Below are 20,024 nucleotides of genomic sequence, written 5' to 3' on the forward strand. Positions count from 1 at the left end.
GTGAGTAGGTTCTCTGGTGGTGGCCGTGCCTGAGTTCAGGTGATCTGAAAATCCGACTTTTTCAACAGAATCGGCCGATTGCTGCCCGTCACGAACGGCAGAAATCGGCCAAAAGCGGTCATCAGGTGTCTACAGAAACAGGGGCTATTCACTATTTACTCCAAGGGTGGGCCTTAGAGTCATAGACCTCGATCGCCTTTTTGATTATTTCGTAGCGCTTTTCTAAAGCCCGTGCATCAAAGTTCCGGCTCTTGGCTTCGCTAATTTCGTCTTTCTTGGCGAATACCTCTGTGAGCAAGTCACTCATCGCTGCTGCGGATTTAGCTTTAGAAACTTTTTGGCTCGGACGATCCCAGACGTAATGAGAGTGGAATCTGAAATCATGGTAGTAATCCCAGACGAGGATGCCCTCAAGCAAAGGCGCAATGCTATCGGCCCTAGTAAAGAGCCTTTCGGGCTTTACACGCTCTTTTCTGACAGCAACAGCCAGCTCTAAATCGACCGTAGTACCTCGTTTAGGGCTTTGAATTAGCTCTAACATTCGGCGCGAATCTTCATATTCTACTCGCTGCTGTGCCGTCATTTCGCTCGGGGCAATAGTAGGAGCCATAGTCCAATTCAGTACCTCGCGGTCAGGGTCTTCCCAGTCGCCAAACTGCATGGCCAGTTCTAGCTCAGATGCAGTGGGGCGTGTTACTGACCTGGGAATGACCAGCACTATCGAATCCTCTATCAGATGGCCGTTGATGACTATTTTGTCATCAAGAGTCCTCGCATGATCTACCCGTGATTTGCCACTCGTCATGGGTGTAGTGACGGGGCAGCTATAGAAGCTGATTGTCCGTATTCCCTCTTCATTCTGATGAGGTCGGCTTTTACTGCTATAGGGATCATCCTCCATGAAATGTGCGGCGCGGAAAGTGTCGTCCGATAAATTGCGCCACCAGCAATACAGCTCCAGCATGTCCGTTCGTTTCACGAAGGAATGCCAAGAAAAGCCTAGGTAGTAGCCTGCAAACTCACCACGCAGCTCTTCCTGCTCTGATCTATGCAAGTCAGCTATTTCGGCAATTTTTGATTTGGCTTCGTCGCTTAGGTTCTGTTCTGCAAGCCAGTCATTTCCCCAGAAAATTGTGTTTAGAACGAAGCTAACCTGTTCCTCCTGATCCCAATAGTCATCGTCAAAGTCGCCATTGTCTTCGTGCGGCCTATGATCATGAAAGGCCACATCAACAGCATTCTCAATGGATTGCATTGATAGCCTGATCCGAGCGAACTGCTCAGGCTTCTTTAGGAAGGCAAGCCTTTTGGCGTATTCCATGAAGATTATCAGTGCCAAATCGGACTTGTTGAATTGGCCTGATTCGGTCGTTTGCGGTGAAGGCATGTATCTACCCCAATTTGGAATTTCCTAGTTGGGATAGTACCTGAGCGGCGGGGAAACTAATGTGGCGGTGCCATTTGGCAAACACTAAAGGAAAACGACAATGCCACTACTTGAACCAGTATTCAGAGAAATAAACTACGGTCGAATCAATGCGATCGAAAAGGAATGGGGGAGTGAGGCAGCTGCCGCCGCGATGAATCACAAGCTCGGTGGAGGCTCCAGCTTCACGGCTGATCAGGTTTCTGGTTACTTGGCCATCCAAGCGGTAGCCAGCAAGAAGATGGTTGTTTCAAAAAAAAGTATTGACGCCGTAATGGGTGCAGACACGGATGATGGCTTATCGCCGGCATAACCGTAGTGAGTGCTTTCCCACGATGAGAGGCGGCGAGTGCATGCCTCTCATCAACCACCTCCAGTTGCCGGTACCAACCGACTGAATAGCCCCTTTTTCTGTAGACACCTGATGACCGCTATTGGCCGGTTGTTGCCTCTCGCGAGGGGTTCTACAGGCAGTGCTTTATTCGATAAAAGTAGGACGGCCATGGCTGGCTTTTCAGTGGACAAACTACCTGTTGTTGATCTACGTCTGAATCACTTCATTGGTTTTGAAATCGAACCACTTCATTTCCAGTTTCTCCTCGATGGAAGCGAGAAGTCATACAGTATGCTTAAGGGGAGTGTGGTTGATTCACTCATTGGGGCAACCCCATCAGAGGCGTTGTCATATCCCCACCGCAGTGTTGTTTTTAGGTGCACCTCAGCTGCAACGCACAATGCGAGAAAATTGGCTACACGCGCCGTGATCTCCCAATTGAGGAAAGGTGTTTTTCGTTGCACTTTCTCGGGATAACTCAAAGTGATACGCGCCAATAAATTCGGACGAGTAAGAACTTAGTAATACGCCATCCGTGGCGTTTCGCTCAATCCAAGATCTCGCGACGAATCTTGTCCTGCTCTCGCAGCTCTTCGGCCAGTTCTCGCAGCAGGGGCCTCATCCCGCCAGCCCATGCATTGCGCGATGAAGCCGCTTTACCCTCGGTGCTGCGTGGTCCGGTGCTTCGGTCCCATGGTCGCCATTGCCGGATCAGCTGCGCCTGCCGCGCCCGTCGCTCGGGTGTCCAGCCGTTCGCCATGCTCAACCTCCAATAGTTCGTTCTGCGCTTTTTTGGTTTTCCGCGTGCGCGCGGGCTTCTCTTTAATGCCGTTGTTGACCTGGACCTGATTGCCAATGTTCGCCTGCTTCACGAAAGCGACCTGCTTGGGAGTTTTGAGTTCGCCCAGGGTCTGCAAGGTGGCCCGAGCCTGGTTCTGGGCCTTAAGTGCGAGACGCATGAAGGACTCCAGCCCATCCATGTTTTTAGACGACAGTGCCCGACCCGCAAGATGCACGAATAAAGCATCCAGCGAGTGCGCTTGCGACACCAACATGTCTTCCGCTCGTCTCATGTCGCCGCGGTTAATTGCAGCCGTCTGCCGACCCAGTTCGAGGACAGCATCGGGGAACGGCGTCTTGCCGAGCAGATTACTACTGACAAGCAATGCGGCGTTCACGCACTCCGGAGTAAGGTAATTGCAGGCATTGGCCTTTTCCTCATTCTCCTCGATGACAAACTCCACTGCTGGAGCATCGTTCATTCACTCGCCTCCATCGGGGTGTTTTTATAACGCTGGCGCAGATCCACACCAGCCGCGCAGTAACGACCCGTTGCTGCATGACATTCGTTGCAACTCATCAGGTGGTTGGTGTTTGCCGCATCAGCCTCTCGCCATGCCTGTGACGCCGTAGCCGCGGTGAGGATGATCTGTTGCGGCTCAACCTCCTCAACGGCGTGGATCTCAGGCGTTTGTTCGCCCCGTTGCATCCGGTTGATCCACGCAGGGCTAGCGCGGATCATGTCGGCCAAGATCACGACGTCCGCATCGGCTAATTCGACAAGGTCGTGCGGCTCCAAATGCCCCTCTTCCAGCAGTTCGGCAGGACAGGTATCGAGCAGGTCTGCGACACTGGAAAGCCAAGCACTCGACGGCATCGAGTCGTTTGCCGCATTCAGTACGATGATGATCTCGATCTTGTGCGCGGCCAACTCGGCCAGCAGGTCGTCAGACGGAGGATGAACCGCACGCAGTTGCAGGCAGCCATCTTGGCCGACCACCATCTCGACGCCGGCCGCACTCGCGCGGTGCATCAGCTCGACAGCGCTCAAAGCTTCAACTCCCACATCTGTTCGCTTTTAGCGTTTGCGGATGCAGAGGGTTGCGGATTCTGCGGATTGTGCGGAAGGCCACGCAAATGCTGGGCTTCAGCGTGCGGAAGCGGTGCGGAAGTTTGCGGAAGCGCTGCAGATGCTGGACGGGGGGCGCGGGCAAGCGGTGCAACTTCCGCAACGTTCCGCAGATTTTCCGCAATCGCAAAGCCACGCAACTGCAGGATTTCCGCAGAATCCGCAACTTCCGCAAGAGGGTTGATCTTGAATTGCTTGCCGTCGCTGCTCAGCAGGTGATGGTGCTTCAGCAAAACGGCCAGAACCTTGTCACGCACTTTGGCCGAACGAACCGCAGGTGGCCCCGACTTACCCAGATCATTAACGTGAAACTCTTGCCAGTCGGCCTTGTGCTTGTGACCGCGCAACCAGCTCATCAGCCCGGCGGCGAGCTTCATATCGGGATCTTTCACGCCTGCCTCGACGTAGCGCAGCCACTCATTGAGGGAATAGCGCGCCAGCATGCAAGCGCGACGCATGCAGTCGGCATCGATCTGCTTGACGCCCTCATAGCAGCCGAGCACCGCAGCCAGGCGCAACGCCTGTTCGGCGCTTCGGGCGGCGAACGGCTTCAGATCAGCGAACATCCCGAGCGGCCCCCGCTCGCTTTCGATCTCGTTTTGGAAATCCACCCATACCTGTGTAGCCTCTGCATCAGGCTCCAACACGGGTGGGGCGACTTCATTGGTTTCCGGGTCAATATATTCCGGGCTGGCGGCGATTTCTTTGCAGCGTGACCAGTACGCTTGCAGGCGCGGGTCTGCATAAGCCTTGCGCTGCAGTGACTCGATAGTGATGAAGCAGGTGCCGGCCAGACTATCCGGCGCCGCGAGCAGGAAGCGTGCAAGGAAGCCCTGCCCGACCAACAACGGATTGCTCAATGCCTCCGCCACGGTTACAGCTTGCGCCATCAAGTGAATGCTCAGATGGCGGTTGTAGGCTACGCCGGAGCCTTCCAGGTTGCCGCGCGAGCGGGTGCGCTCGAACTTCCCCGAACTGAAGGCTGTCGTCAGGCCGCCAAGAGTGGCGGCCACGGTGTCAGCCTTGAGCGAATGACCGCCGAGCATTTGCCCGCCTTCATCAGTGTCCCAGCTTGCAGCCGCCTTGCCGCGGATGAAATCACCAACCAGCGGTTCGAAAGTCGCATCGCTGTATTGGGTTTTCGGATCGGGCGGCAGCGGGTGTGCAGACAAGAAATCTTCGCGTGCCTTGCCTTTCAGGCCAGCAACCATTGTCTCAATCCCGGCGCATGCTTGGCGATGGCGAGCGAGCGCATCCTTCTCCGCCTCGTCAATTGTCTTGAAGGCCAAATCACGCGCGCTCGACTTGCCCTCCCCCGAATCGAACAGCGACAGCATGAACTGCGAGCAGAGCGCGCCTTCAGGTTTGCCCTTGGGGTGCCAAGCGTTGACCCTGGTCTGCGCCAGATGGGTGGCGGCACCAATAACGCATTGCCCGGCGATAGCGGCAGGCACCATTGCATGCTCGACAATGGCTTCGACTGCGCCGCGCATCACGTAGGGCAGAGCGTCCAAGGGATAAGGCGTGGGCGGCGCGGTATCCGGTAGCAGCGGCTTAGGTGCCAGCCCTGTCGGGATCTGAACTTCGGTCATCAGGGGCGCGTTCATTCCCGGTCCTCGAGCAATGCAGCCAAATCGTTGAAGTCGGACAGATGCAGCGGCGCATCCTTCGGCCAGGCCGGCAGCACGTACTTCTGGTCGAGCATCGCAGCCGCATGAATAGCAGCCAGCTTGCCGGAGTTGGGCTTGCCCTCAGCTTCCTTGGCACGGTCATCATCGCCGCCGATGACCAGCACAATATTGGGATAGAGGCGCTTCAACTCCAAACCAGCCGGCAGCAAGTTACCGACGCTCATTGCGGCGGCAACCGGCTTGCCCGTCTGCTCGTGAAGGGTGGCAGCCGTCGCAACGCCTTCGACGACGAAGAGCTCGATGCCGGACTCGATATGCCCGAACAGGCAGTAGCAACCGCTGATCCGGCCACCCGACAGGAAAAGCTTGCTGCCATCGGACTTGATACGTTGAAGGTTCACCAATTCGCCGCGCCAGTAGATAGGAACCAGCAGCTCGTTGCCGAGCTGACGCAGATGCTGGGGTTTGATGCGCTTGCGGACCATATACGGATGGCTGGTGTTCGCCAGGCGAGCGAGCGCCCAATCGCGACGCGCACTAGCGGCGGCCTCCTCCCACTCGGCCCGCTTTTCTTCATCGTGTTGCTGCTGACGCTGTTCACGCTGGCGGGCAGAACGCTGGCGCGCGACCTCCTCGTCAACAAGGTCACGCTGGTGGTCACCACCGAACTGCAGCCCGAGTTGTCCGGCAAGGATGTGGGCAGCCTCCATCTGAGAGCAGCCGCGCAGATAGGCCAGCAGCGACACAAGGTCGCCGCCTTTGTCGCCGCTGGCGAAGTCGTTCCATTTACCGGTGTGCAAATTGATGCTGAACGACCCCGGCTTACGGTCACCGCGTACCGGGTTGGTCGGCCAGTACTCTTTACCCTTGCGAGTGCCATCCGGCAGCCAATCGGAGAGCAGATTGTCCGCAACGCGCAGGGCCGCATCGGCCATGCGTTGAATTTGAACATGGATAGGCGCCAGTGCAAGGTTGCCAGCGCTGACTTTCTTCAGGCCGAACGCTGCCGGCCCGCGCTTATTCGCGGGTTTTTTGATGCGCATGGTTACGCCTCCTGCGGGGTCAGGAAGGCTTCGACGGCCTCAACCGGCCAGCGAACCGAGCGACCGAAGCGAACGGCACGCGGGAAGCCAGCCATCTGCGACCAGCGCCACCAGGTCGTGCGGCTGACTTGGTAGCGAGTGCAGAGCTGCGCGGTGGTGCCGAAGGTGCCGGGAATCGGCAGATTGGGTGATGCAGTGGAAGGACTGACACTATTGTTTTGTTGACTCATTTTGGGCATCCATTTCGAACTGAATGGGATTCCCCTCAGTGCAGGATAGAAAGTCACGAGTGCCGCACGACGGGGGTCTACGTCGGTCGGACGGAACGAATTTGAATTGACGCCAAATTCAGGTGACTTACACTCCCGTTGTCTACAAGCCTTGCCTGTAGATATTGAAGCCGTCTCAAAAGCTTCTACCTTGGGGTATGTACTGGCCTTGCCGGTATGCAAAAGGACGGTGTTCCGTCCCCCCAGATCAGCCCTCGGCATTCGCAGTGTCGAGGGCTTTTCTTTGCCTGCATTCCAGCAGCAACTACGTTACCAGCAACCCCCCGCCACAGCGTGCAGGGCGTTTCATCTGGGTGTTGTACGTCTAGCCAGTAGCCGCATAGTAGCGAGGTGCGCGGACCGTACAAGTACGTATTAGCAAACGATACTTAATTGCATTTCAGTGTTCGCGAACCGTACCTGACCATACCTCCGCATATCGCACCAAATGCACTAGAAAATATTTTTGTTTTTTTCACTTTCACTTACTTTTTCTCGACAGCGGCACCACCTTAGCGGTCTGCTGCTCTTTCAACACCTTCGCAAGCGCACGCTCGAACAGCTCGATGACACGCCGCTTCTCCGGTAATGCCGCCTCCGGGCTATTGCGGTAATGCATATTCGCCACGCCAGTCTGGCCGTGAGCTTGCAGCAGATCGGATAGTTGATCGCTGATTCCGTGTCGCTGCATCAATTGGGCGCACGTGCGGCGCAAGTCGCGTGGCGAGAAGCTGGGAGTCTGCTTACCGCTTATCACTGCGTGCTTTGACTTCAGCCAGTCAGCAATTGCATGGGTCGGGCTGCTGACGACGATGTGCTGCTTTCCAGTGGTGGTCCACGGCCAAGAATGACAGCCGTTGATCTCCCTAACACACCTCAGAATGGCGACAGCCCGTTCAGTCAACGGGACTAGGTGTGGCCTACTCATAGCTTGGCCTCCGCGCCCTTTGCGGTGTATCAAGCGCACGGTGCCAGCTTCCAGATCGTAGTCATCCCAAGTGGTTTGGCAAATGTTGAAGATGCGCTGCCCGCCTGTGGCAATGACGAACTTGAACAACAGCGCCATGACCGGCCCGACGCCTTCGGTGGTCTCGACGGTTCCCCAGAACTTTCTCAACTCCGCATCAGAAAGCGCACGGGTTGCGGGGGCCGATACCTTCTCGACTGCCACCAACATGGCCGGGTTGTTCTCGAGGTTGTAGCTCTTGGCGCTGGACCTGCCAACCGCGTTCTCGGCACGCAGGCCATGATTGAATGCCGCAGCCAAGAACGAACGCATTCGGTCGGCCTGTACCTTCGCACCGCGATCCCAGATCGGATTAAGTATGGCGAGAATGTGCTCGGGGCGAATATCTCGCGCCTTCATTGCCATGACGCTGGCGTGAGGAGCCAGCATATTGGTCTGATATAACCGCTCCAGTTCCTTGACGACGCCGACAGTGGCCTTCTCCCGGCGCGATTCGATGTAGTCGAGGAATAACTCTCCGAAGGTGCCGCGTGACGCTTCGACTTCGGCTAGATGATGAAGCTCTCGAGCCTCCTCCTCCGCCTTCAGGCGAGCAAACTCGACAGCGCGCTCATTCTGGATACGTGCCGCTTCAGCGTCTTCTTCCTGCTGTGCCAAGTACCCCTTAACGTCGCCGTGAGCTTTAGCTATCTGCGCCATTGCCGTGGCTTGGTCGCGCAGTTCCGGCAAGGTAAAGCCGACCTCACGAGGAGTGCGTCGATACACTCCTAGCTTGGTTAGCACTTGCTTGCCAGCCAGGTGATAGCGGTAGTAGCAAGCGGGCGAGCTTTCGTTCGGACGCTTGAATACCAGTGCCCCGGTGCCACGTCCCGGCAGGCTTTCGACCAGAGGTGAGCAGCCTGGAGTCATACTCCGCACTTTCTGGTCGTTCACAGTTTTCGATGTATTGCTCGCCATTGGTCGCGCCTCAGTCTTGGTCACAGCTTTGGTCACAGCTTCTCAGTTAACTGAAGACTACAACGTGCAACGAGACGAAACAACGAAGCACGGATAATACCCTTTATATATAGGGGTATTACGGATTTTCGATACTTACTGAATCTTGAAAAAACACCGGAACAAGCCGCTTGTAATCAGTAGTTCCCGGGTTCGACTCCTGGTGCCGGCACCATACGCAATATCGAAAAAGGCTCACCGAAAGGTGGGCCTTTTTTGTTTGTGGGGCGCATCCAATTCTGATACCGCGCATCTACATACCTCCCCGAAACGATGAGCGGTTACGGTCGAAAAGCTGTGAAGCGGCATAATGACAGCAGTGCTTATGCACAACCCTCTCCGCCGTTGCGAGCCCCTTTGTAATGAACACCGAACGACGTTACTCGATCATCCTGGAGCACAGCGCCGAGGTGCTGCTGGAACATGCACCCATGGCGCAGATAGAGGCATTTTGGGACGCCAACGATACCCGCTACTTCGGGTTGCGCATGGAGGACGAGCACAGCGCGCACGCACGAGTGATTGTCACGGACGAAGTCCCCGACGACGAAGATGTAGAGCTTTTTTGTCTGTAGCAAATGTTGCGGGCAACATACAAAAAGCCCTCGTAGAAATACGAGGGCTTTGTTGTTTCTGGGGTTTGGAGACAATCCCCGGAACGCCAACACATTGGCTGCTACAGAAGCCAACAAAACCTTGCCTCCAGCGCCAAACCAAACATTGTCTGCGCACCTGCACGTTACAAATTCGCGCCAGTGCAACGTTGACGGGGTCTCACACCTACCTATAATGCACCCCAACACACCCGCCAAGCCTAGGTTGACCCAGTCAGCAAGCTCAAATCGTGCGGGTTTTTTTTGCCTGGAGAAAAGCTACATGAGGTCCTTCGACAAACCGGCCCTCAGCGTAGAACAGCAATTGGAACTGCTAAAGCAACGAGGCCTGCAAGTCGCTAACGACGACCGGGCCATGCGTTTCCTCGAAGTGGTCACGCTGTTTCGCCTGAGCCCCTATATGCGCCCCTTCCAAGAGCAAGGGCCAGAACATACCTTCAAACCCGGTAGCACTCTGAAAGCCGTAGTCGACATCTACCGATTCGATGGCTCGTTGCGACGCATAACCATGGACGCCATCGAGAGGGTCGAGGTCGCCATACGAGCAAGCATCAGCAGCCACATGTGCCCCAAGTATGGGGCTGACTGGATCGCCAATGCCTCGGTGTTCTCCTCGTCCTATTCGCACACCGAACTCTTACGCCCCCTTCGAGACAAGTTGAGCAAAGAGCGAAATAAATTCGAACGTGAAACAGACCGTATCAAGAAAGGGCGACAGGACGACGACCTTCAGCAGCAGAGAATCGAAAACCGCATGCGTGATAATTATTTTCGATACTACGGCGCGACCTATGTCTTTCCCGAACTGCCGCCCGCATGGGCGATTCTTGAAGAACTCAGTCTCGGTACGGTATCCACCCTATTCAATGCCATAGGCAGAAGTGCCGACAAGAAAGCTATTGCCGCCAGATTCAGTCTGCCGTTCGATGTATTGGCTTCGTGGCTCCACACCCTGACCTTCATACGAAACTGTTGCGCCCACCACTCGCGGTTATGGAACAGAGAACTCTCAATTCGGCCCTCGCTACCCAAAGAGTGGAATATCCCAAACGCAGCTGCCAGCAGACCTCAGCCCAAACAGCGGCTTTATATCGTATTGACGATCCTCGCGTATCTAACCGATTTGATCAGTCCCGACAGCCAGTGGAAACCTCGTGTCGCAGAAATCATGGAGCATCTGGAATCAACGAATTTAAGCCTGATGGGCTTTCCTGGCGATTGGAAACGTCAACCGCAATGGCACCTGGAATAAGAACCCGAAGTGAAAAAAAGCCCTCGTAGAAATACGAGGGCTTTGTTGTTTCTGGGATTTGTGAGCCAAGCTTTTAGTGACCAGCGCTCTGCCCACCATCCACGTGCAGAATCTCACCAGTAACAAAGTTCGCGCTATCCAGATAAACAACCGCCTGAGCAATGTCACCGATCTCGCCCATATGCCCAACCGGGTGCAGATTCCCCAGCGCTTCATGGGTTTCCTCACCATGCATCGGCGTCTTGATGATGCCTGGGGAAACCGCATTCACCCGAATCCCGCGCTTGGCGTACTCAATCGCCAAGGACTTGGTCGCTGCATTCAAACCACCTTTAGTCAGCGAAGCCAGAACCGATGGCACACCATCAACGGCGTGGTCCGTCAGACTAGTGGTGATGTTAACCACATGGCCTTTGCCTTGCTTTTCCATCTCGGTGATCGCGAGTTGGGTGATGTAGAAGAAGCCATTCAAGTTCACCGACAACACATTGGCGTAGTCTTCAGCGGTGTACGCAGTGAACGGCTTGGCGATGAAGATCCCGGCGTTGTTGACCAAAGTGTCGATGCGGCCAAAACGTGCGATCGCTTCACGGATCACTTGCTGCGCAACAGCCGGGTCGCCGATGTCGCCCGCCACAGTGAGGATGTCCGGGTCGGTAGACGGCTTGATCGAACGCGAAGTGGCGACAACCTTGTAATCCAGATCACGGAACGCTTTGACCATGCCTGCGCCGAGGCCTTGGGAGGCGCCAGTAATAACGATGACTTTGTTCGAAGTGCTCATGATGAACCTCTGCTAATTAAAAGATGATTTAAAAAAGTAAGTAATCAGGCTTCGGCGGGGGCCTTGGCCATTTGTCTCAGCATTTGTTCGTAGTACTCGACCGACTGCGAGCCGGACACCAAGTGACGACCGTTGAGGATCATGGCCGGGACCGAGTTGATGCCGTGCTGGCGGTAGAACTCCTCAAGCTCGCGCACTTCTGTCGCAAACGCACCCGATGCCAACACTTCCTGCGCAGCTGCCTCATCCAGTCCTGCTTCCCCGGCCAGACGAGCCAGGGTTTCGCGGTTGCTCGGGTTCTGGCCGTCGGTGAAGTAAGCGCGCAACAGGATCTTCTTCAACTCGATCTGCCGACCTTCCTGCAACGCCCACAACAGCAACCGGTGCGCATCAAACGTGTTGTAGAAGTGCGTGCGCTTCTCCAGATCGAACGTGAAGCCGATGGCCGCGCCACGTTCGATTTGCATGGCTTTGCCGGCGGCGACGTCTTCGGCGGTGCGTCCATACTTGCGCATTAAATGCTCAACAGCTTTTTCGCCGACTGCCGGCATGTCCGGGTTCAACTCGAATGGCTTGTAGGTCAGCTCGACCGACACTTCACCGGCCACGTTCTCGATCGCCTGCTCCAGCGCCGTCGCGCCCAACGCGCACCACGGACACACCACGTCGGAAATGAAGTCGATGGAGACGGATGCGGTCATGGCTTGCCCTCCGCCTCAGCCAGTTTTTTGCGGTACTGGGTGGTAGTGATGCCGGCGTAGCCCCAGTTATCGGTGTCGACTTCCTCGATCACGATGTGGGTCAGGTGCGGATCCTTTTTGAGGACGCGTTCCAGGGTTTCAGTGATTTCGGCGATCACCTGAGCTTTCTGCTCTGAGGTAACGCCATCGCGGGTGATGCGAACGCTGACAAAAGGCATGAGGGAATCTCCAGTGACCTGCCCTTCGGAATGAATGGGTAGGCGATGGAGCTCAATGTAGGGAGTTAGCTGGAGGGGATAAAGGTGGGGGCGGGAACATCATTAGTTACTTGGTGTAATGAGTTATGTAGCATCTACGTCTCTACGAACGAGATGACGAATCTAAGGCTCCGTGCAACACGCCGAATAACTGCCATCAAATAGATTCAAAATTATTTTCGTCAAAAGCGCTGAGCACTTTTTTGCGAATTGCGGGGTGCCCAATGTACCGCATCACGAAAAATCATCTTGAAACAAATGGCGAAATGATGGCATTTTAGTGCAGACTGCCTTTGCGGGCAGCAAAAGTGGCGCATGGATAGGCCTTCACCGCTTTACTATTCAGTAGCTTATTTAAGCACTACACTAGGGACAACAGTAAGAATGATCGATCTCAACTCTGAAATTAATAATTTATTAAAAATGAGCGAGAACGTTCATAAAATATTCCCCAAGTATATAACGCATATTCGATTCCCTCGCTATAAAAATATGGCGCCCAATACAAGGCTTGACTTCGAATTTCCAATCACAGCATTGGTTGGGCCAAATGGATCAGGGAAAACATCAGTATTAAACGCTCTTTATGGTGCACCAATTAGAAAATCTACGGGGGAGTATTGGTTTAGCACAGAGGTAGACCCGATAGAAGAGGGTGAAGGCAGCCCTAATAGATTTATTTATGGCCACTACAATATTGCACATAAAGCCATAGTAGAAACCAGAAAAGCTCGTGTACAAAAGAGACGAGACGGGAAAGAAGACCCCAATTACTGGGAACCCACAAAGGAGTCGCCAGGTGACTCTATGGCTATACCAAATATAGCCAAAGGTAGAAAAATCGAAGGTCGAAGCCTCGATCGTTGGAACCCGGTAAATCGAAAAGTTGTATATATAAATTTTCGTAGAGAGCTAAGCGCTTTCGACAAATACTTCTATTTCGGAAAAGACCCTATAGAAAAAGGCCAGCTAAAAAAAGTTGGCGCAAAAACTATAAACTCTAAAAAAGAACTCATTCGTCGAGATTCAGCACGCCTTGCTAAAATTTTAGAGCTAGAGGACACATCGCTAATTCTTAACAATAGAAAAGTAGCAACCGAAAATAGAATTTTAAATCCGGAAGAGCTTTCAGCCGTCAGTTTTATATTGGGTAGAGAGTACAAGGAAGCTAGACTTGTTAAACATCGTCTTTTTAGAGGAGACGGCAACCTCAGCATTAGGTTCATAACGGATCACGGGCAGTATAGCGAAGCTTTTGCCGGCAGTGGTGAAGTAGCCGTAACAAGCTGCGTAGCTCAAGCATTAGAAGCAAAACCTGGAAGCCTGCTATTGTTAGACGAACCGGAAGTTTCGTTACATCCCGGAGCCCAAGAACGCCTCTTGGCATTTATAGCGAAAACCGCAAAAGAAAACAAGCTACAAGTGGTGTTCTCCACACACTCCCCACACCTAATTGCAGCTCTACCCCATAACGCTATTAAGACATTTGTTCAGCTCCAAGATGGCTCATTTTCTATTCTGCCTTCTACTCACCCCTATGCTGCTTTTCAGCGCTTAGGTGTTTTAGACTCAAAAGAAATAATAGTCATCGTCGAAGACAGATTAGCACAAACTACTGTGCAGCAATCTTTGCAACTTCTCGAGGATGAGGCCCTTCGAAAAATATTCCGTGTAGAATATCTTCCTGGGGGTTCTAGCGCCGTTTTGAAGTTCCGAATCCCAGTACTTATGGAGGGTGATGCATCGCCTAACGTTCTTGTGTTACTTGACGGCGACCAGAAAAAAGGCCCATTTGTAAAACCTGAAGATATCCCTGCTGCAAAGAATATAGATCTTGGCAAAATGATAAAAGAAATTGTCGACACGGAGCCTCAATTCCTTATCGACGGAGGGAATGCAGGCGGTAATGAATTACAACTTATTGAAGTACGGCGACGTTACCTAAAATGGATTGCTGGAAACCTTAATTATCTACCTCTTTCTTCACCAGAAGAAATCGCTTTAAAAGCTACAAATCGACTCGACAAAGACGCAGCAGGCAACTCTCAAAAATGTAAGTCGCAGTTAGAGAAACTGGCATCTGAAAACAAAGGAACTCCCGCAACAAGCGAGGAAATAGATGCGTTTGGCTCCGTACTTCTTGGAATGGGTAGAGATGCATCACAAGAACTAAAGGAGATAGCAGATATTCTAAAGAACTTCGCATTTAACTTAAAGCGTGCATAATTATATATTTTGAAGTAAAATGCACCGCAATAGAACTTGTTCAATCTAGCCATGAGCACCTATCTCTTCCAATGAGCACATCAGAAAAATCGTTAACTGCAATTGATCTTTTTAGCGGTTGCGGCGGCCTTACAGTCGGACTGCAGCAGGCCGGTTTCGATGTGAAGGCGGCGGTAGAGATAGATATTAAAGCTCAAGAAACCTACAAGCTAAACCACCCTAACATACGACTTTATGAGCACGATATTCGCAACATAGACCCTAACAATCTGATGTTAGAGCTTGGAATAAAGAAGGGTGAGCTTACATTGCTAGCTGGGTGCCCTCCGTGCCAAGGTTTTTCTAGGTTACGGACACGTAATAAAGCCTTTTCAGTTTATGATCCAAGAAACGAATTAATCAGCGAATTTCTTCGCTTCACGGAAGCATTGCTACCAAAAACCATTATGATGGAAAACGTTCCAGCGCTTGCTAACGATGAAGTATTCAAACATGTATGCAATACCCTATCAGCACTCGGCTATACACACACGGTAAATGTGTTGGATGCTGCTGACTACAATGTTCCGCAACGTCGCAAGCGGTTAATTTTACTAGCATCTCGAGTTCATACTCCAAAACATGCAATAAAATCAGAACATCGAGTTTCCGTTCGTGACGCATTATCAAATGTTGGCAGTCCCTCAAAAACAAAAGATAAGGTTCATGCAGTTCCAGAACGTAGAACCGCTCATGTGAAGCACCTAATATCACTGATACCAAAGAATGGCGGAAGTCGATCCGACCTACCAGAAAATATGGTACTTGCATGTCATAAAAAGAGTAACGGATTTAAAGATGTTTACGGCAGAATGTCTTGGGATAATGTAGCTCCCACGATAACCAGTGGATGTATAAATCCATCCAAAGGCAGATTTTTGCATCCTTCTTACAACCGAACTATAACGCTGAGAGAAGCAGCATTGCTTCAAGGCTTTCCAATTGATTATAAATTTGATGTGTCGCATGGAAAAGAATCAATAGCCTTGATGATTGGTAACGCTTTGCCACCACCTTTTATTGCCGCACATGCTAAAGCACTAACTGATGGAATTACTGAATAAGATAAAGTTAAAAATTCAATTTTTTGCCGCTGACGTCATCTTTATTTTAAGGCCTTCAACACCCTGCCTTAAGCTGTATTTAAAAAAGCAAGTGGTAGTTCGCAACTCCAACGGAGTCTACAATAATAAATCACGTACCCCCCCTCCCTATTTTATTATTTTAGACAAATGTACCGACCCTCCTAAGCTTTTCGATTGTCAAAACACACTTAAAAGCAATCATTCCTCGTAGATAGCTCTCTATATATAGTCTGCATCCTTACATATCTTTATTGTCAGTTTAAATATAACGCTCTTCTGGTGCATACCTGACAACGACACGTAAAGTTCGACGCACTCATCCGTTTGCTAAGGCCTAACCCGAAAAAATAGTGCCGATGCGGTTCTCCTTCATTTCACGCATGAAGTCTAGTAGAACCTTTTTAACCTGTTCTAAAAGCGTTCTGTCGCGACTCAATCAAATTCTAAGTTGGTTCAATACAAATTATGGCTGCCTGATATTTGTATTTCAGCAAAGCCACGCCACCACCTAGCCACGATTGCGCATCTTTCCCTCTCAAGCTACCTTCAAGCCGTCGCTGCCAATTCAGCGACCGGGCCTGAGAACCCGGGTAATATGCGCGCGCACCAGCGCCCTAAATCACGATTGCCGGCGCTTTTTTGTGCCTGCATTTCCGTGTAATGGCGGCTATGCGTGGGAGACCTTCGGGTCTGCCGGGTCGTGCATACCGGTTTCTCAGCCTGCGCATAGCTGCCACCCATTCGCCTGAGAACGAACGTGGCAGCTCTACTTTGATTTTGGAGTATTGCTAATGCACGTTATTGATCCGTTGAAGATTCCCACCGCTGCTGTACCGGTCATTACCCTCCACCGCCCAAAAACCGGAGGTGCCCAATGACCAACCCCCAAGACCTGAAAACCATCGGCCTCACCCCTTTCTCCTACCACGCCAACGAACCGCTGTTCCGCATCAACGCCGGCGTCCCGGTGATCCAGGCCCTCTCCCACGCCTCTGACCTACTTCACATTGCCAAACTGCTCGCATCAGACGCAGCCATGGTTCGCGATACCGACCGGCATGCCTGGGCGTCGCATTATTTACAGGATATGAGTAAGGCGATCATTGATGACGTAGTGAAGGTACTTGCCGCACCGTGTAACAACCGCGCCAGTAACGTCGCACCATAAACAAATCGCACGCATGAAAAAGCCCCGAATCAATCGGGGCTTTTTAGTTTCCACTCACATGTCTTAACCAGCGTAAATCCTGAATTCGTTGCTGTCGCGGATGAGTAGCTGCATCAGTTTCGGATGGATAAAAAGCTTCTCCTTACCGACTTGAACCTCTTCCAAAACGCCGATAGTTACGAGGTCTTTCAGGTGACGAGACGCCGCCTGGCGCTGAGCAATTTTCTTCTCGACGACGTTGCTGATACGACAGTAAGGCTGCTCGAAAATGACATCGACCAGTTCACGCGTGTAGGTTTTTGGCAGTTGCTCACGCACAAACTGTGTGGTGTGTTCGGACAATGCCCGAATGGCCGCAATCTTGGCCGTCGTCCAACGAGCAGTCTCTTCCACGGCGCTCAGCATGAACAACAACCATGGTTCCCAAGCCTGTTTAGTCGTGACTTCCAGCAAGAGCCGGTAGTAATCGGCTCGGTAGGCAATGATGTAGCGACTGAGGTAGAGGATAGGCAGGTTCAACAGGCCTTCCTGGATCAAAAACAAGGTGTTGAGAACCCGTCCGGTTCGACCGTTACCGTCGATAAAAGGATGGATAGCCTCAAATTGATAATGCCCGACCGCCATTCGAACGAGGGGATCAAGGTCGGTTTCATTGTGCAGAAAGCGTTCCCAATTGGCGAGAAGGTTACGCAAATGCTCCTCCCCCTCGGGCGGGGTGTAGATAACTTCACCGGTGCGGTCATTCGCGAGTTGGGTACCCGGCGTCCGGCGGATATCCAGGTTCACACCCTTGAGGGTGCGACAGATTTCTACAGCGGTGTTGGTGGACAGCGGTCGTTGGGCCAGGGATTGAAAGCCTTGATTCAACGCCGTCCGATAACGCAACGCTTCCTTGGTCGCCGGGTCTGCATGGTTTTCAGTGTCTTGAGCATGCTGAAACAGCAAATCCGTGGTGGTGACGATACTTTCTATTTCCGAGCTGTCTTTCGCTTCCAGCAGGGGAATTGTATTAATCAGGACCGTCTGATTCGGGATCAACTCTGCCGCTTGCTTCAACTCGGCCAAAGCGGTGCGTGCCTCAATACACTTTTTGAGGACGGCACGTGTTTCTATCTCAATTCCTGGCGGTAACAAAGGTAGTTGGTTGTATGGCCTGTCAGCCTGCCATGGCAGTAACGGTTCGGTCATGGATGCGATCCTGGTCATTTTGTATGTTTTTTGAGCAGAAATAGCCTTCACTCATGTCGCCAGTGTAGACATGAGGCCATAACGTGTCGCAATTTTTCACTTTTTGCGACACGTCTTCGGAACGTGTCGCCGCGGACGACATGTTGGCGACACGTGTCGCCGAAATTGGATTTTTGCGACATGAGTCTTGTCGCGAGGGGCGATTGCTAGTGCTTGAGTGCAAACCATCGGCGTTGCTTGTCAGATTTTGGGGCCGCTACGCAGCCCAGCGGGAGCAAGCTCCCTCGTCACAGAGGTGAGCAATCAAGCGACGTCGACGGTTTCCACCGTGATCTGCTTAAGCGCATAAAACGGCGCTAGCGCAGCTTCATCTGCGGTGGAACCGGTGATCAACCGCCACTCCCGCTCAATCGGCGTCCAATGCTGTTGCCGCGCGCGGCCGAGTTTGTCGGTGTCGGCGAGGACAACAATCTGCGCCGCACGCTTGATGATGCATTCCTTGAGATACGCCTGCTGCGCACTCGCTTCACACAAACCAAACTCCGCGACCACACCGTCCGCACCCAGAAAGGCCTTGTCGACGCTCAGCCGGCTCAACGTCAGTTCCGCCAACGGCCCCAATGTGCTCATGCTCGAACTGCGCAGATCGCCGCCGATCAGGGTCAGGCGCACGCCCGGCGCGTTGGCCAGGGTCATCACCGCCAGCAGATTATTGGTCACCACATGCACGTCTTGCCGTGAACACAAATGGTGAGCCAGCGCGGCGCAGGTGGTGCCGCCATCGAGCAATACGGTATCGCCATCCTGAACGTGAGCCGCCGCCGCTTGGGCGATGGCGTCTTTCTGTTCCCACTGGCTGGTCTTGCGTTCTTCGAGGGAAGCTTCCGGCTCATGAACGCCAACCACCGAAGTCGCGCCGCCGTAGGTGCGCACCAGGTGCCGCTGTTTGGCGAGCATGGTCAGGTCACGTCGCACGGTCGCTTCCGAGACCCCGAGCGCCGCGCTCAATTGCTCGACGTTGGCATCGCCAATGCGTACGAGATCGAGGATGGCGCGGTGGCGTTCGGAGGCTTTCATGGCGGGTCTCGTTGTGTGGACGGTGGTCGATCTTACACGACAGCGCCCATGCGCCTCATCCCCGTCGCGTGGCAAGCTCCGCACCCTGGCGCAGCGCTTCGAGCAGGCTGCGTTCATCGGCGATGCCCTTGCCGGCGATATCGAAAGCAGTGCCGTGGTCGACCGAAGTGCGGATCACGTCCAGGCCCACGGTCACGTTCACACCGGCTTCAAGCCCCAGCACTTTGACCGGGCCGTGGCCCTGGTCGTGATACATCGCCACCACCAGGTCGAAGTCGCCGCGCCCGGCGCGGAAGAACAGCGTATCGGCGGGCAGCGGGCCGGTTACGTCGAGGCCGCGTTCCTGCAACAGCTTCACCGCAGGGATGATCTTTTCTTCCTCTTCGCCATAACCGAACAGACCGTTTTCACCGGCATGCGGGTTGATCCCGCACACGCCGATTCGTGGCTTGGCAATGCCGGCCTTGATCAGCGTCGCGTTGCCGCGCTCGATGGTGCGCTGGACCAGGCCCGGTTCGATCTTGCGGATCGCGTCGATGATCCCGATGTGGGTGGTGACGTGAATCACCCGCAGCTGCGGCGCCACCAGCATCATCGAGACTTCGTCGACGTTGGTCAGGTGCGCGAGCATTTCGGTGTGGCCCGGGTATTTGTGGCCGCCGGCGTGCAGCGCTTCCTTGTTCAATGGCGCGGTGCAAATGGCATCAATCTGGCTGGCCTCGGCGAGTTGCACAGCGCGGGCGATGTATTGATAAGCGGCGTCACCGGCGATGGGCGACAGTTCACCGAACGGCAGGTCGTCGGGGATCAGGTCGAGGTCGATGCAGTCAATGGTGCCGGCCTCGTACAACGCTTGGGAGGCGTCTTCGATGCGGCGCACTTTGGCGCTGCCGCCGACGATGACGTTGGCCTGCTCCAGGCGACGGGCATCGCCGATCACCAGTGGTCGGCATTGCTGGTAGACGATGTCATGAGTCAGGCTCTTGACGATGATTTCCGGGCCGACGCCCGTGGCGTCGCCCATGGTGATGCCGATGATGGGGAGGTAGTTGTTCATA

At 53.6% G+C, this 20,024-nt stretch carries 19 protein-coding genes; 6 read left to right on the forward strand and 13 right to left on the reverse strand.

The window, feature by feature from the left end; translation table 11 throughout:
* Positions 1–151: 151 nt before the first annotated feature.
* Positions 152–1,387, reverse strand: a complete 1,236-nt coding sequence (locus tag AC07N8_RS23505; protein ID WP_493145998.1) for a hypothetical protein — start codon at positions 1,385–1,387, stop codon at positions 152–154.
* Positions 1,388–1,487: 100 nt separating this feature from the next.
* Here AC07N8_RS23505 and AC07N8_RS23510 point away from each other — a divergent pair, with 100 nt between their 5' ends.
* Positions 1,488–1,739, forward strand: coding sequence for a hypothetical protein (locus AC07N8_RS23510; RefSeq protein ID WP_103751198.1), 252 nt, complete (start codon positions 1,488–1,490; stop codon positions 1,737–1,739).
* 677 nt (positions 1,740–2,416) lie between these two features.
* Here AC07N8_RS23510 and AC07N8_RS23515 read toward each other — a convergent pair.
* The 6 genes from AC07N8_RS23515 to AC07N8_RS23540 all read right to left on the reverse strand — a co-directional run bounded on the left by AC07N8_RS23515 (position 2,417) and on the right by AC07N8_RS23540 (position 8,536).
* Positions 2,417–3,022, reverse strand: a complete 606-nt coding sequence (locus tag AC07N8_RS23515; protein ID WP_493145997.1) for a hypothetical protein — start codon at positions 3,020–3,022, stop codon at positions 2,417–2,419.
* Entirely contained in the window at positions 3,019–3,591 is a 573-nt protein-coding gene (locus AC07N8_RS23520; RefSeq protein ID WP_493145996.1) for a hypothetical protein, read from the reverse strand. The genes AC07N8_RS23515 and AC07N8_RS23520 overlap by 4 nt, the downstream gene beginning before the upstream one ends.
* Positions 3,588–5,276, reverse strand: a complete 1,689-nt coding sequence (locus AC07N8_RS23525; RefSeq protein ID WP_493145995.1) for a DUF3987 domain-containing protein — start codon at positions 5,274–5,276, stop codon at positions 3,588–3,590. Before AC07N8_RS23525 ends, AC07N8_RS23520 begins: the two co-directional genes overlap by 4 nt.
* A complete protein-coding gene (locus AC07N8_RS23530; RefSeq protein ID WP_493145994.1) occupies positions 5,273–6,343 on the reverse strand; it encodes a toprim domain-containing protein in 1,071 nt (356 codons plus the stop codon). Before AC07N8_RS23530 ends, AC07N8_RS23525 begins: the two co-directional genes overlap by 4 nt.
* Before the next feature lie 2 nt (positions 6,344–6,345).
* The gene (locus AC07N8_RS23535; RefSeq protein ID WP_314639882.1) at positions 6,346–6,573 is read right to left on the reverse strand and encodes a helix-turn-helix domain-containing protein; all 228 of its coding nucleotides are present in this window, start codon (positions 6,571–6,573) and stop codon (positions 6,346–6,348) included.
* 520 nt (positions 6,574–7,093) lie between these two features.
* Positions 7,094–8,536, reverse strand: a complete 1,443-nt coding sequence (locus AC07N8_RS23540) for a tyrosine-type recombinase/integrase (RefSeq protein WP_493145993.1) — start codon at positions 8,534–8,536, stop codon at positions 7,094–7,096.
* Between the two features lie 401 nt (positions 8,537–8,937).
* Here AC07N8_RS23540 and AC07N8_RS23545 point away from each other — a divergent pair, with 401 nt between their 5' ends.
* The gene (locus AC07N8_RS23545; RefSeq protein WP_094469636.1) at positions 8,938–9,150 is read left to right on the forward strand and encodes a hypothetical protein; all 213 of its coding nucleotides are present in this window, start codon (positions 8,938–8,940) and stop codon (positions 9,148–9,150) included.
* A gap of 301 nt (positions 9,151–9,451) precedes the next feature.
* Positions 9,452–10,441 (forward strand): Abi family protein, encoded by a 990-nt coding sequence (locus tag AC07N8_RS23550; protein ID WP_493145992.1) that lies wholly within the window; start codon positions 9,452–9,454, stop codon positions 10,439–10,441.
* 73 nt (positions 10,442–10,514) lie between these two features.
* Here the strand turns inward: AC07N8_RS23550 and AC07N8_RS23555 are convergent, their stop codons facing one another.
* From AC07N8_RS23555 to AC07N8_RS23565, 3 genes are read right to left on the reverse strand one after another with little or no spacing between them, the layout of a single operon-like run.
* Complete coding sequence (locus AC07N8_RS23555; protein WP_493145991.1) at positions 10,515–11,225, reverse strand: SDR family NAD(P)-dependent oxidoreductase; 711 nt, start codon at positions 11,223–11,225, stop codon at positions 10,515–10,517.
* Between the two features lie 44 nt (positions 11,226–11,269).
* Positions 11,270–11,926 (reverse strand): DsbA family oxidoreductase, encoded by a 657-nt coding sequence (locus AC07N8_RS23560; protein ID WP_493145990.1) that lies wholly within the window; start codon positions 11,924–11,926, stop codon positions 11,270–11,272.
* Positions 11,923–12,144: a tautomerase family protein gene (locus tag AC07N8_RS23565; RefSeq protein WP_123435413.1), complete on the reverse strand. Its 222-nt coding sequence runs from the start codon at positions 12,142–12,144 to the stop codon at positions 11,923–11,925. The genes AC07N8_RS23560 and AC07N8_RS23565 overlap by 4 nt, the downstream gene beginning before the upstream one ends.
* A gap of 423 nt (positions 12,145–12,567) precedes the next feature.
* Between AC07N8_RS23565 and AC07N8_RS23570 the strand changes: the two genes are divergently transcribed.
* The 3 genes from AC07N8_RS23570 (at position 12,568) to AC07N8_RS23580 (ending at position 16,701) form a co-directional block, all read left to right on the forward strand.
* Positions 12,568–14,409, forward strand: coding sequence for an ATP-binding protein (locus AC07N8_RS23570; protein WP_493145989.1), 1,842 nt, complete (start codon positions 12,568–12,570; stop codon positions 14,407–14,409).
* A 71-nt stretch (positions 14,410–14,480) separates the two neighbouring features.
* A complete protein-coding gene (locus AC07N8_RS23575) occupies positions 14,481–15,512 on the forward strand; it encodes a DNA cytosine methyltransferase (RefSeq protein ID WP_493145988.1) in 1,032 nt (343 codons plus the stop codon).
* Between the two features lie 895 nt (positions 15,513–16,407).
* The gene (locus AC07N8_RS23580) at positions 16,408–16,701 is read left to right on the forward strand and encodes a DUF3077 domain-containing protein (RefSeq protein ID WP_493145987.1); all 294 of its coding nucleotides are present in this window, start codon (positions 16,408–16,410) and stop codon (positions 16,699–16,701) included.
* 63 nt (positions 16,702–16,764) lie between these two features.
* Here AC07N8_RS23580 and fic read toward each other — a convergent pair whose 3' ends face one another.
* The 3 genes from fic to pdxA form a co-directional block, all read right to left on the reverse strand.
* Positions 16,765–17,889 carry a protein adenylyltransferase Fic gene (gene fic / locus AC07N8_RS23585; protein ID WP_493145986.1) on the reverse strand — a complete coding sequence of 375 codons (1,125 nt, stop codon included), beginning with the start codon at positions 17,887–17,889 and terminating at the stop codon, positions 16,765–16,767.
* Between the two features lie 303 nt (positions 17,890–18,192).
* Positions 18,193–18,966: a DeoR/GlpR family DNA-binding transcription regulator gene (locus AC07N8_RS23590; protein WP_483840934.1), complete on the reverse strand. Its 774-nt coding sequence runs from the start codon at positions 18,964–18,966 to the stop codon at positions 18,193–18,195.
* Positions 18,967–19,021: 55 nt separating this feature from the next.
* A complete protein-coding gene (gene pdxA, locus AC07N8_RS23595) occupies positions 19,022–20,023 on the reverse strand; it encodes a 4-hydroxythreonine-4-phosphate dehydrogenase PdxA (protein ID WP_046031370.1) in 1,002 nt (333 codons plus the stop codon).
* Position 20,024 lies beyond the last annotated feature (1 nt).

Source organism: Pseudomonas sp. GW821-FHT10C09 (genome assembly GCF_059415465.1).